Raw genomic sequence first — 15,280 nt, 5'->3', positions numbered from 1 at the left:
AACCGAGCGCGCGGCCAATCCGCGAAAAATGGAAGATATTTCAATTGGATGCATCTGGCGGAGACGGAGGGATTCGAACCCTCGATAGGCCTTTACAAGCCTATAACGGTTTAGCAAACCGCCGCCTTCAGCCACTCGGCCACGTCTCCAACGCGCCGGGTATGCCCGACACGGCGGCGGGCTGCAAGCGGCAGAATTGGGACGAGCGGGTTTCTTTGCACATGAAAGCTCTGGCAGTGATGAAAGAAGGACGGGCGGGACTGGCTGACGCCCCGGGCCGGCGGGCCGTCGTCACGCCCGCGTAGCGGGCAGCCCTCGCGTCGGTTGGCCGGCATCGAGATTATCATGCGTGAAATCTCGGCCCGAGCGCGATAGTTTCGTGCCTCGAAGCGCGGCGGCGCGGCCGTTGTTCTCTCCGGCGAAGGCGGCTAGAGTTTTTGCACCAGTTCGCCAAAGCACAGCCCCGTCATCGGGGTCCAGAAAACCCAATCACATGTCGCAGCACAGCCGCAACAAGGGAGCTTCGGCCCCCTCCTCACTCCATCCGTCGACTGTTCTGGACCAGGCACTTGCGGCGCACCGTGCGGGCAATGTGTCGGATGCGGAGCGGGCCTACACGGCGATCCTAAAGGGAAGCAGAACGCACCCCGTCGCGCTCCACATGCTTGGGCTGTTGCACGCACAGCGCGGCAATTTCGCGGATGCCGAGCCATTGCTCAAGAAAGCTGTCCGCGTCGATCCCGGCAATCCCGACGTCCTCTTCAACTATGCCAACGTGCTGCGTGCATTGGACAAGACGGACGATGCGCTCGACTGGCTTGCGAAAGCGATTGCCCTGGCGCCGAACTTCGCCGGTGCGCATCTCAATCGCGGAGCGATCCTGATGGCACGGAAGGAGCTTCACGATGCCATCGCGGAATTTGATCGCGCCATTGCGATCGCGCCGTCGAGCGCAGCGTTCGCAAACCGAGGTAGCGCGTTTCACCAGCTCGGTCGGCTCGACGAAGCGCATGACAGCTACCAAAGGGCCGTCGAGCTCGGACCGTCGAATCCACAGAACCATTTCCTCTTGTCTGAAGTCCTTACCCAGATGGGTCGGCACGACGAAGCGATCGGAGCGCTCGAAAGAACGGTCGCGCTGGACAAGGCGTTCCCGTTCGCATTGAGCAAGCTCGTTGGTTCCAGGCGCAAGCGTGCCGACTGGCGCAATTTCGAACGTGAACAGGCCGCCCTGGACGAGGCCGTCGAAACCGGCGTGGCGGTCGACCCCTTCACCTTCTTTCATGCCTCGTCGTCTCCCGCACACCAATTGACCTGTGCGAAGACATATGTCGCCAACGTCGCCCCGGAACGGGGTGCAGCGATATCTGGAACGCCGTCACCGGCTTCCCGGCTGCGGGTCGCGTACCTGTCTGCCGATTTTTACAATCACGCCACCGCGCATTTGATGGCCGGAGTTTTCGAGGAGCACGACCGCGAGCGCTTCGAAATTAGCGCCATCTCCTACGGACCGGATGACCGCGGCGAGATGCGCGGCCGCCTGAAGGCAGCATTCGAGCGCTTCGAAGACGTCAGCCATCTTCCCGACGAGGACGTGGTCGAGCTGATACGCCAGCTCAACATCGAGGTCCTCGTCGATCTGGGAGGCTTCACCGCCGGTGCGCGGCCGAAGATCCTGGCGAGCCGGGCGGCTCCCATCCAGGTCAACTATCTCGGCTTTCCCGGCACAATGGGCGCGTCATATATCGACTACGTCATGGCCGACCGGATCGTCATCCCCGAAGGAGAGCAGAAGCATTACGCCGAGAAGGTGATTTATCTCCCCGACAGCTATCAGGCGACCGACGCGAGGCGACCGCCCCTGCCAAATGGACCGGCCCGGAGCGAGGTCGGTCTGCCGGAAGACGCATTCGTCTACTGCGCGTTCAACAGAGCGTCCAAGATCACGCCCCTGCTGTTCGATGTCTGGATGAGGCTGCTGACCAGGACCGCGGGCAGCGTCCTCTGGCTGCTTGATGGGGACCCGATCGCCAGGGAGAACCTGAGGCGTGGAGCCGTTGCGCGCGGCATCGCCGCCGACAGGATCGTGTTCGCCCCACTCGTCCCTGCCGACGAACATCTGGCGCGCCACCAACTCGCCGATCTGTTCCTGGACACATTGCCCTACAACGCCCATACCGGGGCCAGCGACGCCCTTTGGGCTGGCTTGCCGGTCCTGACCTGCCTCGGCACCGCCTTTGCGGGACGTGTTGCAGCCAGTCTCCTGAATGCGGTTGGCCTTCCTGAGCTAGTGACGCGATCGCTGGACGAATATGAGGACTTGGCGCTTCAGATCGCGCGTGATTCCGAACTTCGAACCGCCCTCAAGAGCAAGTTGGCGGCACGTCGGACCACTTGGCCTCTGTTCGAAACTGCCCGGATGGCGCGACACATCGAAAAAGCCTTCAATGAAATGTGGCGCCGCCACTACGCTGGCGAGGCGCCGGCCTCGTTTGCCGTCTAAATCTCATCATGAGGTCGCCTTGGCGTGAAGCCTCATGTCATTCCTTCCATGGGCTTCTCCGCGCATGACTGACAACGAACCGGACCTTCTAAACAACCTCATCCGGCCGGCACGGCTGACCTCGGTGGTTGATGTCGGGGCCAATCCGATCGATGGCGAGCCGCCCTACAAGGCGATGCTGCAACGAAGACTTTGTACCGTCGTTGGCTTTGAACCGCAGGACGAAGCGCTTGCAGAGCTCAATGCCCGCAAGAGCGACCTCGAGAGCTACTATCACTATGTCGTTGGGAATGGGCACAAGGCAAAGCTGCGTCTGTGCCGACTCCCGGGAATGACGAGCCTGCTGCTTCCGGATCAGAATGTGCTGTCGCATTTTGCGAAATTTTCCGAATGGGGCAGCGTGGTCAGCGAACATCCGGTCCAGACCCGCCGGCTCGACGATATTGCCGAAATCCGGGATCTGGATTTCCTGAAAATTGACGTTCAGGGCTCCGAATTAGCAATTTTCGGAAGCGGGCGGGAAAAGCTGAAGCAGGCGGTCGCCGTCCAAACGGAGGTCTCGTTTCTTTGTCTCTACAAGGACCAGCCAACATTCGGCGATATTGATGGCGAACTGCGCAAGCAGGGGTTCATTCCTCACGCTTTTACGGCCGTCAAACAGCGCATGATCGCTCCATTGAGCGACCCATCCAATCACCATGCGGCCATGAACCAGCTACTGGAGGCCGATATCGTCTACGTGCGAAACTTCATGCGGCCGGCTGCCATGACGGTCGAACAACTCAAGCATCTCGCAATGATCGCTCATCATTGCTACCGCTCGTTCGACCTTGCCGCGAACTGCGTTCACCACCTGATTGCGCGGAAGGCGATCCCCGATCAGTCGATTCACGATTACATGGCGTCGATCCAGCTTCCGCAACGCTGAACTGATTGCACGATCGCGGGACGCGTATGAGTGCGCGTCGGTCGGCTCGACGAAGCGGCCTCGTTTGCGATATCGCTGCGAGCTCGCCTTGGCGCGCAATCGCACCGACCGGTCGAAGTCCAGTTCCCCGGGTCGGGGTGAATCGCTCAGTGGGTGGAAACCCACGCCCTCGCCTCGCGCTGAGCGGCCGAAATGTCGGCGTCCGACATCTGCCCGGCGACTTCCTGGCGCAGCGCCACGGCGTCCTTGCGGCCCTTCAGGGCGGCGAGGTTGAACCATTTGTGCGCGGCGACGAGATCGACGAGGCCGGCGCGGCCGCTCGCCCAATAGATCCCGCGCTCGAACAGCACGTCCGACAGCGCGCTCGCGTCGATCGGCGTCGCGGTCTCCAGATCGAAAGTACCCTGAAACATAACGCATCCCCTGTTTTCTTGTGCCGCCTCGTTCCCCCGAGCGCGGCTCCCGTCCAACTCTGATTTGCGTGATCCCTTCTGGGATCATGCGCCGTTCAACTCTCCCCATGCCGTTTGCCGGCTTGTTGAAGGCGATGATGGCGGGCAAATTTGAATGGCAGTTTAAGTATCGCGATGAAGCAGACGTAAACGCGGGCCGCCGGCGCCCGCATGGAGAATGCAAAAAGCCTCCGTTTTGCAGGCACTTCTGCAATTCGTCAGATTCGGTTTACCTTGGGATTTTCGGACAACGATAACCATCACGCGCGGTGGCGGGGCGCTGCGGCGTACATTCCGCCACTCATTGTCGTCACCCGCGACCCGGCCACGCCGGGGCTTTTCGGTCCTGGGACGCCGAAGCTTCGGCCAACGGCGGGCGGGTGACCCGGTACTCCGGAGAGGCCAGTCATCTATCAAGAGCCGCGGCGTACTGGATCGCCGGTCGGAACCGGGCGATGGGTCCGCAAATGCGGAAACGGCGCTCGGACGCCGCGCAACGGCAAGACCGCAGCCATCGCCTGCCCCAAGGCAATGCACAGCGGCAGCGCGGCCGCGTCGCGATCAGATCGGCAATGTCGGGAAAAGGAATGCCGGCAATACCCCGGCCTCAAGGGAACGAGGGCGTCGGCGAACACGTCAGGACCAGATTCCACTTTGACCGCGAGGCCACTCGTGAAATTGCAGAACCGAAAGAATCAGCCCCGCACCGAACGAAGAAAACTTGTTTCTTCTGCCGGACCGTGAAGAGAACGATCCGACCGTTGACCTGATGTCTCGCCGACACCCTCTATCGTCGACCAGAGCCTTCTAGGAGGCGCTGATGACGTGCCGGCTGTCTAGCAGCCGGCAACTTCAGAAGTCGAAGTTACTTCTTCTTCTTCGCGACCTTGCGGGTCTTCTTCGCAGTCTTCTTCACTGCGCTCTTCGCCTTCTTCGCCTTCTTCGCTTTCTTGGCCATGTTGCCCTCCGATGTGTGAGATGGCTTTAATCGCTGCGTGCACTCGGGGATCGAGATGCACACTCATCCCGAATACACCAACACGACGAAAAAAACAGCTTCTCGCTTAAAGAAGTGTTGACGCAGCAAGGCGCGTGCGCTTGGCCGGCGCGACGCAAGCACACTGCATGACGCGTTCGCTCGATCGCGGAGAGTGGGCGCATCATCGGTGTTTGCGAGAGTATTGATTGCAAGAAAACACTATGCAGAAAGTATTTTCCTGCACTCACGCATTGCGCATGACCGGCGCGCTGACGCGTGTCGCGACGCGCGGGATCGCCTCGCGAAGGCGTTTCGCGGACTCTGAGTCGCAGATTTTGGCAACGAAAATATTTTCATGCTTAACGGCGCGAGCGCTCGTCGGAGCGTGTGCAAGCCGCCGTTTTGCGCGAATCGCGTGACGGCGATTCGGTCGCCTCGGAGCTGTCGATCGGGATGAAGTTTGCCGCCGAGGACGCGCGCGAGCGTCGCATCGCGAACCGAAGGCGAGGTGACGAAGCGTCTCCGTCACCTCGTCCGAACGCGTGAGGCTAGACGCCGAGCTTGGACTTGAGCAGCTCGTTGACGCTTTGCGGGTTGGCCTTGCCGCCGGACGCCTTCATCACCTGGCCGACGAACCAGCCGAGCGACTGCGGCTTGTCCTTGACCTGCGCGGCCTTGTCGGGATTGGCCGCGATGATGTCGTTGACCACCTTCTCGATCGCCGAGAGGTCGGTGACCTGCTTCATGCCGCGGCTTTCCACCAGCGCGCGGGGATCGCCGCCCTCCTGCCAGACGATCTCGAACAGATCCTTGGCGATCTTGCCGGAGATCGTGCCCTCGCCGATCAGGTCGATGATCCCCGAGAGCTGCTCGGCGCTGACGGGAGAGCCCGTAATATCCCGGCCTTCCTTGTTGAGACGGCCGAACAGCTCGTTGATCACCCAGTTCGCCGCCGTCTTGCCGTCGCGGGCACGGTTGCCGAGCCTGTCGAGCACGGTCTCGTAGAACACCGCGCTCTCGCGCTCGGCGACCAGCACGCTCGCGTCGTAGGCCGACAGGCCGAAATCGGCGACGAAGCGCGTTTTCTTCTGGTCCGGCAGCTCGGGCAGCTTTGCCTTCAGCTCGTCGACGAGGTCTTGCGAGAACTCCAGCGGCAGCAGATCGGGATCGGGGAAGTAGCGGTAGTCATGCGCCTCTTCCTTCGACCGCATCGAGCGCGTCTCGCCCTTGTTGGGGTCGTAGAGCCGCGTTTCCTGGTCGATCTGCCCGCCGTCCTCGAGGATCTCGATCTGGCGCCGCGCCTCGTACTCGATCGCCTGTCCGATGAAGGTGATCGAGTTCATGTTCTTGATCTCGCAGCGGGTGCCGAGCGGCGCGCCCGGCTTGCGCACGGAGACGTTGACGTCGGCGCGCAAGGATCCCTTCTCCATGTCGCCGTCACAGGTGCCGAGATAGCGCAGGATCGAGCGCAGCTTGGTCACATAGGCCTTGGCCTGCTCGGCATCGCGGATGTCGGGCTTGGAGACGATCTCCATCAGCGCCACGCCGCAGCGGTTGAGATCGACAAAGGACATGGTCGGCGACTGGTCATGCAGCAGCTTGCCTGCATCCTGCTCCAGATGCAGCCGCTCGATGCCGATGGTGGCCGTCTTGCCGCCGTCCAGCTCGACGACGACCTCGCCCTCGCCGACGATCGGCGACTTGTACTGGCTGATCTGATAACCCTGTGGCGAGTCCGGATAGAAATAGTTCTTGCGGTCGAACACCGAGCGCAGATTGATCTTTGCGTTGAGACCGAGCCCGGTCCGGACAGCCTGCCTGACGCATTCCTCGTTGATCACGGGCAGCATGCCCGGCATCGCGGCGTCCACCAGCGACACGTGGCTGTTCGGCTCGCCGCCGAACGTGGTGGAGGCACCCGAGAACAGCTTCGAGTTCGACGTCACCTGGGCATGGATCTCCATGCCGATGACCATCTCCCAGTCGCCGGTTGAGCCTTTGAGCAGTTTGTGAGGTGTCGCGTCAGCGTTCATGGCGAAGATATCGTTCTGTGCTGGAGGATGCGGGTCGGACCCCGGCCGGGCGGGAGCTACCACGCTAACTAATTAAGCCGGGGCGGAAAGCGATGCAACCTGGGCCCCCGCTCCCCGATCGGCCGAATTGGGCGTGAAACTGCACGCAATCCGTGCCATGACAACCGTAAATGGATCGAGGCGGGAGGGACATGATGGGCGAGCTATCGCTCCGGATGACTGACGGGACGCATATCGTTGTGCCGGCCACGCTCGGCGCCATCACAACCTATGTCATCCTCGAGCAGGAATCGTGGTTCGAGAAGGAGACGGCGTTTCTCGCAAGCTGGTTAAAGCCGGGCATGACCGTGCTCGACATCGGGGCCAATCTCGGCGTCTACAGCCTGCCGATGGCGCGGCTGCTCGCGCCTCATGGCCAGGTGTTCGCCTATGAACCAGCCAGCGAGCCGCGCCGCCTGCTCGCGCTCAGCAAGGCCAAGAACGAGGCCACCAACCTGCACGTCGTCGCCGCCGCGCTGTCCGACGGTGAGCGCGAGGGTCAGCTGGTGCTGGGCAGCTCCAGCGAGCTCAACTCGCTGCAAGGCAGCGGTCCCAGCGAAAACGTTCAGATCACGTCGCTCGACGCCGAGCAGAAGTCAAGGAACTGGGGCGCCATCGACTTCGTCAAGATCGACGCTGAAGGAGAGGAAGAGCGCATTCTGGCCGGCGCGCAGGCATTTTTCTCCGAGCACTCTCCCCTGGTGATGTTCGAGATCAAAGCCGGCGAGAAGCACAACGACGGCCTGCCGGCAGCGTTCGCCAGTCTCGGCTTCGGCATCTACCGGCTTCTCGGCGGCGCACCCGTCTTGGTACCGGTCAAGATCGGCGAGCCGCTCGATCCCTACGAGCTCAACCTGTTCGCAGCCAAACCCGAGCGCGCCGCAGCACTCGCAGGCGAGGGTTTCCTGATCGAGACCATTCCGGTGTGGGAGCCCGACGACACCGCACGCGACTGGGCGCTTGCGCAGTTCAAGGCGCAATCCTTTGCGCCGATTTTCAATGCGCTGCCCGGCGGCGCCGCGGCTCAGGACCCGATCTATCGCGACGCTCTTGCCGGCTATGCGATCTGGCGCTCCCAGGAGCACGCATGGCCTCAGCGTTACGCGGCGCTGAAGTTCGCTTGCGATACGCTCGGCGCGCTCTGTCAGCAGCAAGCTTCGCTGTCGCGCCTTTCGACGCTCGCCCGCATCGCCTCGGACATCGGCAACCGCACGATGGCCGTCAACGCACTGCGGTTCGTGGCGGAGGTGCTCAAGGGCGGCAAAGGCCGCATCCTGGAACCATTCTGGCCGGCAAGTCAGCGGTTCGACCATCTTGCGCCTGGGGACAACGTCGTCGGCTGGTTCGTGGCTGCAGCGCTCGAGCGGTTCGAACAGCTCGCGTCGTTCTCCTCGTGCTTTGCACCGCCTTCCGTCGACCTCGACTGGCTGGCAAAGCAGCCGCTGGTTGCCACCGAGATCGAACGCCGCCGTGTTCTCCAGCGGGCACGCGCAGGTCAAAAGGTCGCGGTCCCATCGCGTCTGCGCAAGGCGGCGCCGGATCATCTCAACGCCGCGGCCTGGCGCGCCGGCGTAGTGCCCAACACGAGCCTGTGAAGGCTCAGGCGCGCCCCGTTTCGAGCAGCGCCGCCGCGATCCGCTGCCACTCCGCTTCCAGTGAATCCTTTGCCGCCGGCTGGCCGGCCTGGCGGTACCAGTAGCCGGCGTTGCCGAGATCGCCTTCGACGCGGTGCAGATAGGCGTGCACCCAGGCGGCCTCGCGGCTGCTCTCGTCCTGGACGATCTTGTGGGCGCGGTCCCAGTCGCCCTTCGCCGCCCACCAGAGACCGGCGAGCGGCGCGTTCAGGTCCGGCGCCGGCGCTGCGCCGTCGAGGCTCGCGATGAACGCGGCGACATTCACCACCACCTCGCGGGCGTGAAGCGGCCGGCGGCCTGCTCGATCACCTCGCCGAGCGAGAACAGCGTCTCCTCGTCGAAGGGACGGCCGATCAATTGCAGGCCGAGCGGAAGGCCCTGCGCGTCCTTGCCGGCGGGCACGGCGATGCCGGGCAGCCCCGCCATGTTCACCGTCACCGTGAATATGTCGTTGAGATACATCTCGACCGGGTCGGCGCCGCCCTTCTCGCCGATGCCGAAGGCCGCCGACGGCGTCGCCGGCGTCAGGATCGCGTTGACGCCCTTGGCGAAGCAATCCTCAAAATCCTTCTTGATCAGCGTGCGCACCTTCTGGGCGCGAAGATAATAGGCATCGTAATAGCCGGCCGAGAGCACGTAGGTGCCGATCATCACGCGGCGACGCACTTCGGCGCCAAAGCCTTCGGCGCGGGTGTTCTCGTACAGCTCGATGATGTTCTTAGCCTGCTCGCGCAGGCCGTAGCGCACGCCGTCATAGCGCGCGAGGTTCGAAGATGCCTCCGCCGGCGCCACGATGTAATAGGCCGGCAGCGCGTATTTGGTGTGCGGCAGCGACACCTCGACGAGCTCGGCACCGGCCGCCTTCAGCCAGGCCGCGCCCTCGCTCCACAGCTTCTCGATCTCGGCCGGCATGCCGTCGAGACGATATTCCTTGGGGATGCCGATCTTGATGCCCTTCACGGACTTGCCGATCGCGGCCTCATAGTCCGGCACGGGAATGTCGACCGACGTCGTGTCCTTCGGATCGTGCCCGGCCATCGAGCGCAGCAGCATCGCGCTGTCGCGCACGCTGCGTGCAATGGGACCGGCCTGGTCGAGCGAGGAGGCGAAGGCGACGATGCCCCAGCGCGAGCAGCGACCGTAGGTCGGCTTGATGCCGACGGTCGCGGTGAACGCCGCCGGCTGGCGGATCGAGCCGCCGGTGTCGGTCGCGGTCGCGCCCATGCACAGCAGCGCCGCCACGGCCGAGGCCGAACCACCGGACGAGCCGCCCGGCACCAGCGTCGTGTTGCTGCCGTCACGCCGCCACGGATTGCCGACGGGACCGAAGCACGAGGTCTCGTTGGCCGAGCCCATCGCGAACTCGTCATTGTTGAGCTTGCCGAGCATCACCGCGCCGTCGCGCCAGAGCTGCGAGGTGATGGTGGACTCGTAGGTCGGCACGAAATTGCCGAGGATCTTCGAGCACGCCGTGGTGCGCACGCCCTTGGTCGCGAACAGGTCCTTGATGCCCAGCGGGATGCCGGCGAGCGGGCCGCCCTCACCCTTGGCGATCTTCTCGTCCACGGCCTTCGCCATGTCACGCGCCTGGTCGGGCGTCTCCATCACGAAGGCATTGAGCACGCGCGCGGCTTCGATCGCGGACAGATGCGCGTCGGTCAGCTCGAGTGACGTGAAAGTCTTGGCCGCGAGACCCTTGCGGGCCTCGGCGAGCGTCAGCGATGTCAAATCGGTCATTTATTGATCGGGCTGCAGAAGAACGGAGACAGGGTTTTGTCGTTGGCCGGATCGTCCTTCTTGGCGGCCGCTTTCGCGGCGGCCTCGATCTCGTCGAGCACGGCATTGACGGCGACGTTGGGATCGGCAGCCTTGCCCTGCCGCTCCATCTTGTCGAGATAGTTCATGTAGGCCTGGTAGGCCTTCTCATCGTCGCAAAGCAGGCACATCGGACAACGTCCTGAATTAGAGACTTACTCGACGACCTTCGGCACCAGGAAGAAGTGACCTTCGGTCGCGGGCGCGTTGGCAACGATATCGTCGGCGACCTCGCCGTCGTTGACCACGTCCTGCCGCTTCTTCATCTGCATCGGGGTGACCGAGGTCATGGGCTCCACGCCCTCGACATTGACCTCCGAGAGCTGCTCGACAAAGGCGAGCATGGCGTTGAGCTCGCCCTGCAGATGCGGAACCTCGTCCTCGGAAACCGCGATGCGCGCCAGATGCGCGATGCGGCGGACGGTAGTGGCGTCGACGGACATTATATAAGGCCTCTCACGGCAAAACCTAACCGCCGTATAGCAGAGGCCGCTTTTGCGCCGCAACCGGCGCTCCCGCCTATCTCCCGCCTATCCAGCGAGCGCCTTAAGGCGAGCCAAGGCCGATTTGGCCAGATCCCGGGTCAATTCGGCCGCGGGGACCTCGCGGCCCAGGGCGATGGCCTGGCCGGCCCAGAGATTGGTGAAATCCACCCTGCCCTGCTTTTCGGCAGCCGCCTTGAGCGGCCCCAGTGCGGTCGCGGCATGGGGAAAGGGAGGCGCATCGGGCGAGATCGGACCGGCCTCGCGCATCAGGCGGTTCTGCACGCCCCGCGCCGGACGGCCGGTCATGACATTGGTGATGACGGTGGAATCGTCCCGCGCTTCGGCGAGCGCCTTGCGGCCGCCCGCGCTGACCTTGGATTCCGGGCAGCGCAGATACGCGCTGCCGATCTGCACACCGGAGGCACCGAGCGCAAAGGCCGCGGCAAGGCCGCGCCCGTCGGCGATGCCACCGGCCGCGATCACCGGCACATTCACGGCATCGGCGACCTGCGGCACCAGTGCGAAGGTGCCGGGCTGCTCGGCAATCTTGTCGGTCAGGAACATGCCGCGATGGCCGCCCGCCTCGGCGCCTTGCGCGATCACCGCGTCGGCACCGTGCTGCTCGAGCCAGACCGCTTCCTTCACCGTCGTGGCGGAGGAGATGACGAGACAGCCGGCCGCCTTGACGCGCTTGAGCAACGCTTGCTCCGGCAGACCGAAATGGAAGCTGACGACCTCCGGCTTCAGCTCCTCGACGACCTCGCAGAAGGCTGCGTCGAATGGCGCACGGTTGGCCGCGGCGATCGGCGCCGCCGGATCGAGGCCATGCTCAGCGTAATAGCCGGCGAGCCGCTGCTTCCACCGCGCTTCGGCATCGGTCGTGAGATCGACCGGCGTGTGGCAGAAGAAGTTCATGTTGACCGGCGCCTTCACGCGCTGGCGGATGAGACCAACCTGCTCGCGCGCCTTCTCCGCCGAGATCATCGCGCAGGGCAGCGACCCCAGCGCCCCGCCTTGCGCAGCCGCGATCACCAGCTCCGCATCCATCACTCCGGCCATCGGCGCCAGCACGATCGGGAATTCGGTCTTGAAGAGATCGATCAGTCGACGGTCAGGCCACATGGTTCTTGCCTCATGTTCGCTCTTCCCTCTCCCCTTGTGGGAGAGGGTGGATCGCCGCGCAGCGGCGAGACGGGTGAGGGGTTTGCATCCGCGGAGACAGACCCCTCATCCGGCGCGGATTGCATCCGCGCCACCTTCTCCCACAAGGAGAGAAGGAAAAGAAGAAACCGAATTGCGCCGGCCAGCAAGATGCTGCTCGGCTTCGGTCGCGATCCGCTCGACGATCTCTGCCGCGGGTGGGATATCATGGATCAGGCCGACGGCCTCGCCCGCGATCACCGCGGCGACGTCGAAATTGCCGGCCGCCTTTGCCGCGGCATACTCCGCCGCGACCGTGGCGACATTCTGCATCAGCTCGACCTCGCGCCCGATCCAGCGCCTGGCGTGGTCGTTGACCAGGCACCGGCCGGTAAACGGCGCCGGCCAGACATTGTTGCGTGACAGGTCGAAGATGATGCCGCGCACGGTCGAGCCGCTGCTTGCCGCGCAGATGCGCCGCTTGGCCTCCTCGGCGCCGTCGGCCTCCTCGCTCGCATAGAAGCGCGTTCCGAGCAGCACGCCGCTCGCGCCCAGCATCATCATGGCGGCGAGACCGCGCCCGTCGGCGATGCCGCCGGCCGCCACCACAGGCACACGGCCCGCCGCGAGATCGACGATGGCAGGCACGAGATCGATGCTGGTGCGTGACGCGCCGTGACCGCCCGCCTCCGTTCCCTGCGCGACCAGGATATCGGCGCCGGCGTCGAGCGCCTGCCGCGCCATCGCCTCGTCCTGCACCTGGCAGATCAGGCGCGCTCCCGCGGATCTGATCTTTGGTACGAACGGCGCGGGATCGCCGAAGGACAGCATGATCGCGGATGGTCTGGCGGCGAGCACAATGTCGAGCAGCTCGGGCCGCTTGGCGAGGCTCCAGGTGATGAAGCCGACACCGAACGGCGCACGCAGGCCGGCGAGCTTTGCGGTCTCCCGCTCCAGCCACGCCCTCTCGCCGTAGCCGCCGCCTAGAATGCCGAAGCCACCTGAGCGGCTGACGGCGGCCACCAGACGGCTGCCCGCGACGACATCCATCGGCGCCAGCAAGATGGGATGCCTGATCTCCAGCAAGCTCGTCAGCGGCGTCGCAATGGACATGGTTTCTCCCCGATCTGGACAGCGAGGGTAAGCGCGATTAGCATTCTCGAAAAATGAATTGTTGTGAACGCTGCCATCACAAAAGCGGAACGACGCCATGGAACTCAGCGATATCCAGACCTTCGCCGCCGTCGCCCGTACCGGCGGCATCACCCGCGCGGCCGAGGAGCTCAACACGGTGCAGTCAAACGTCACCCAGCGCGTGAAGGCGCTGGAGGCGGAGATCGGCACGCCGCTGTTCGAACGCCACAGCCGCGGCATGACGCTGACCGGCGCCGGCAAGCGCCTCCTGCCCTACGCGCAACGGATGGCCGCGCTATCGCGCGAGGCCGTGCTCGCCGCACGCGACGACGGCGAGCCGAAGGGACCGCTGGCGATCGGTTCGATGGAAACGACGGCCGCCGTGCGGCTGCCGCCGCTGCTGGCCGATTTCCACCGCCGCTTCCCGGCCGTGCGCCTCTCCTTGCGCACGGCGACGACGGCCGACCTCGTCGCTGGCGTGCTCGAAGGCACGCTCGACGGCGCCTTCGTCGCAGGTCCCATCGCGCATGCCGACCTCACCGCGACCAGCGCCTTCCGCGAAGAGCTGGTGCTGGTCAGCGCGCGGCGCTGGAGCTCACTTGCGGAGCTGCGCGCCGGCACGCCGGAGTCCGGTCCGACGGCGCTGGTGTTCCGCACCGGCTGCACCTATCGCCAGCGGCTTGAGCAGATCTTCGTCGAGTTCGGCTGGCCGTCGGCCGCACGCTTCGAGCTCGGCACGCTCGACGGCATGATCGGCTGCGTCGCCGCCGACATGGGCGTGACGCTGCTGCCGCGCACGGTGGTCGAGCGCAGCGCGATGAACGGCAGCGTGTCGATCCACCCGCTGAGCACCTCGCACGCGCGCGTCGAGACGCTCTTCATCCAGCGCGGCGCCGGACATCAATACAGCGCGCTTCAAGGCTTTGCGGCCTGCCTGAAGACGGATGACGACGTCATCGCGGCCTGACGCAGGCGCGGGTGTTCCACCGCACGAAATTCACTGTCACAAATCTGTCGTACTTGAATCGATCAAGCGGCGCGCAGCTGATGCTGCGTTCAGCCGTCGCAGCGCGGCACATCGAAAAGCTTTGAAGGCCGTGGATTTTCTACGTTAGGATGCGCGACTAGCCAGCGCAAAAACCATAACGAAGCCAAAACATCGGGAGGACTATCGATGCGCAATACGCTCGTGTTGTGCTGTGTCGCTGCGTTGTCGGCGACGATCGAAACAGCAAGCGCACAGGACTGGACCAAATCGAAATGGGGGCCGAACGACGAGATCGGCGCCGCCAACTACATGACGCCCGAACTCGTGGTGAAAGCGGCATCGCTGGTGAAGACCGGCAAGACCTACGCACTCGGCATTCCCGTCACGTCCAGCACGCCGGCCTATCCGCCGCGCACCTTCAAGATCACCGTGGTGCAGCCGGGACAGGCCGGCAGCCCGGGTCTCGGTCCCAACAAGGCCACCTACAATGACGACATTCTCGACACCTGGGTCGGCATCGGCAGCCAGCTCGACGGGCTCGGCCATCTCGGCGTCGAGCACGTCTATTACAACGGCAACAAGCTCGCCGATTTCGCCGACCCGAACGGGCTGAAGAAGCTCGGCATCGAGAAGGTGCCGCCGATGGTCACGCGCGGTGTGCTGCTCGACATGGCCGCCTATTTCAAAACCGACGTGGTGAAGGAAGGTACCGCCTTCAACGTCAAGGAGATCGAGGAAGCCGCCAAGCAGCAGAACGTCGAGATCCGCCAGGGCGACGTCGTCATCTTCCACACCGGCTGGCTCAGCCTGATCGGCAAGGACGACAAGCGCTACTCCGCCGGCGAGCCGGGTCTCGGCGTCGAAGGCGCGAAATACCTGACCGGCAAGGGCGTCGTCGCGATCGGCGCCGACACCTGGGCGCTCGAGGTGCTGCCGTTCGAGTCCAAGAACGTGTTCGAGGTGCACCAGATCCTGCTCGCCATGAACGGGACCTACATTCTCGAGAACATGGACACCGCCGCGCTCGCTCGCGACAAGGGCTATGAATTCCTGTTCGTGCTCGGACAGCCGCGCTGGACCGGCGGCGTGCAGGCGATGATCAACCCGATCGCGATCCGCTGACCTGAGACCCGGGCGAGGAACTTGCGGC

13 protein-coding genes and 1 tRNA gene are annotated in these 15,280 nt (G+C 64.2%); 5 read left to right on the top strand and 9 right to left on the bottom strand.

Annotated features, from left to right (window positions below):
- Positions 1-55: 55 nt before the first annotated feature.
- A tRNA-Ser gene (locus XI08_RS23490) sits at positions 56-149 on the bottom strand.
- A gap of 257 nt (positions 150-406) precedes the next feature.
- On the opposite strand from XI08_RS23490, the gene XI08_RS23485 reads away from it, so the two are divergent.
- A complete protein-coding gene (locus tag XI08_RS23485; RefSeq protein WP_271576138.1) occupies positions 407-2,503 on the top strand; it encodes an O-linked N-acetylglucosamine transferase, SPINDLY family protein in 2,097 nt (698 codons plus the stop codon).
- A 64-nt stretch (positions 2,504-2,567) separates the two neighbouring features.
- Positions 2,568-3,431: an FkbM family methyltransferase gene (locus XI08_RS23480; RefSeq protein WP_271576137.1), complete on the top strand. Its 864-nt coding sequence runs from the start codon at positions 2,568-2,570 to the stop codon at positions 3,429-3,431.
- 146 nt (positions 3,432-3,577) lie between these two features.
- Here the strand turns inward: XI08_RS23480 and XI08_RS23475 are convergent, their stop codons facing one another.
- Positions 3,578-3,844: a hypothetical protein gene (locus XI08_RS23475; protein WP_271576136.1), complete on the bottom strand. Its 267-nt coding sequence runs from the start codon at positions 3,842-3,844 to the stop codon at positions 3,578-3,580.
- Between the two features lie 1,566 nt (positions 3,845-5,410).
- Positions 5,411-6,895 (bottom strand): Asp-tRNA(Asn)/Glu-tRNA(Gln) amidotransferase subunit GatB, encoded by a 1,485-nt coding sequence (gatB, locus tag XI08_RS23470; protein WP_271576135.1) that lies wholly within the window; start codon positions 6,893-6,895, stop codon positions 5,411-5,413.
- Positions 6,896-7,089: 194 nt separating this feature from the next.
- Here gatB and XI08_RS23465 point away from each other — a divergent pair, with 194 nt between their 5' ends.
- Positions 7,090-8,529 carry an FkbM family methyltransferase gene (locus tag XI08_RS23465; protein ID WP_271576134.1) on the top strand — a complete coding sequence of 480 codons (1,440 nt, stop codon included), beginning with the start codon at positions 7,090-7,092 and terminating at the stop codon, positions 8,527-8,529.
- A gap of 4 nt (positions 8,530-8,533) precedes the next feature.
- Here the strand turns inward: XI08_RS23465 and XI08_RS23460 are convergent, their stop codons facing one another.
- The 6 genes from XI08_RS23460 to XI08_RS23435 form a co-directional block, all read right to left on the bottom strand.
- Complete coding sequence (locus XI08_RS23460; protein WP_027547178.1) at positions 8,534-8,839, bottom strand: hypothetical protein; 306 nt, start codon at positions 8,837-8,839, stop codon at positions 8,534-8,536.
- Positions 8,830-10,305: an Asp-tRNA(Asn)/Glu-tRNA(Gln) amidotransferase subunit GatA gene (gene gatA, locus XI08_RS23455; protein WP_271576133.1), complete on the bottom strand. Its 1,476-nt coding sequence runs from the start codon at positions 10,303-10,305 to the stop codon at positions 8,830-8,832. The genes XI08_RS23460 and gatA overlap by 10 nt, the downstream gene beginning before the upstream one ends.
- Positions 10,302-10,514 carry a hypothetical protein gene (locus XI08_RS23450; RefSeq protein ID WP_027547180.1) on the bottom strand — a complete coding sequence of 71 codons (213 nt, stop codon included), beginning with the start codon at positions 10,512-10,514 and terminating at the stop codon, positions 10,302-10,304. The genes gatA and XI08_RS23450 overlap by 4 nt, the downstream gene beginning before the upstream one ends.
- 24 nt (positions 10,515-10,538) lie before the next feature.
- Positions 10,539-10,826 carry an Asp-tRNA(Asn)/Glu-tRNA(Gln) amidotransferase subunit GatC gene (gene gatC / locus XI08_RS23445; protein WP_027547181.1) on the bottom strand — a complete coding sequence of 96 codons (288 nt, stop codon included), beginning with the start codon at positions 10,824-10,826 and terminating at the stop codon, positions 10,539-10,541.
- Positions 10,827-10,913: 87 nt separating this feature from the next.
- Complete coding sequence (locus XI08_RS23440) at positions 10,914-11,990, bottom strand: NAD(P)H-dependent flavin oxidoreductase (RefSeq protein WP_271576132.1); 1,077 nt, start codon at positions 11,988-11,990, stop codon at positions 10,914-10,916.
- A 105-nt stretch (positions 11,991-12,095) separates the two neighbouring features.
- Entirely contained in the window at positions 12,096-13,121 is a 1,026-nt protein-coding gene (locus tag XI08_RS23435; protein ID WP_271576131.1) for an NAD(P)H-dependent flavin oxidoreductase, read from the bottom strand.
- Between the two features lie 97 nt (positions 13,122-13,218).
- Between XI08_RS23435 and XI08_RS23430 the strand changes: the two genes are divergently transcribed.
- Both XI08_RS23430 and XI08_RS23425 read left to right on the top strand, forming a co-directional pair.
- Complete coding sequence (locus XI08_RS23430; protein ID WP_027547184.1) at positions 13,219-14,109, top strand: LysR family transcriptional regulator; 891 nt, start codon at positions 13,219-13,221, stop codon at positions 14,107-14,109.
- A 207-nt stretch (positions 14,110-14,316) separates the two neighbouring features.
- Positions 14,317-15,252, top strand: a complete 936-nt coding sequence (locus XI08_RS23425) for a cyclase family protein (protein ID WP_271576130.1) — start codon at positions 14,317-14,319, stop codon at positions 15,250-15,252.
- The last annotated feature ends 28 nt before the right edge of the window (positions 15,253-15,280 follow it).

Origin of the sequence: Bradyrhizobium sp. CCBAU 11361 (assembly GCF_028128935.1) — a bacterium.
GTDB lineage: Bacteria > Pseudomonadota > Alphaproteobacteria > Rhizobiales > Xanthobacteraceae > Bradyrhizobium > Bradyrhizobium niftali.
This window is presented reverse-complemented; position numbering and strand designations above follow the sequence as displayed.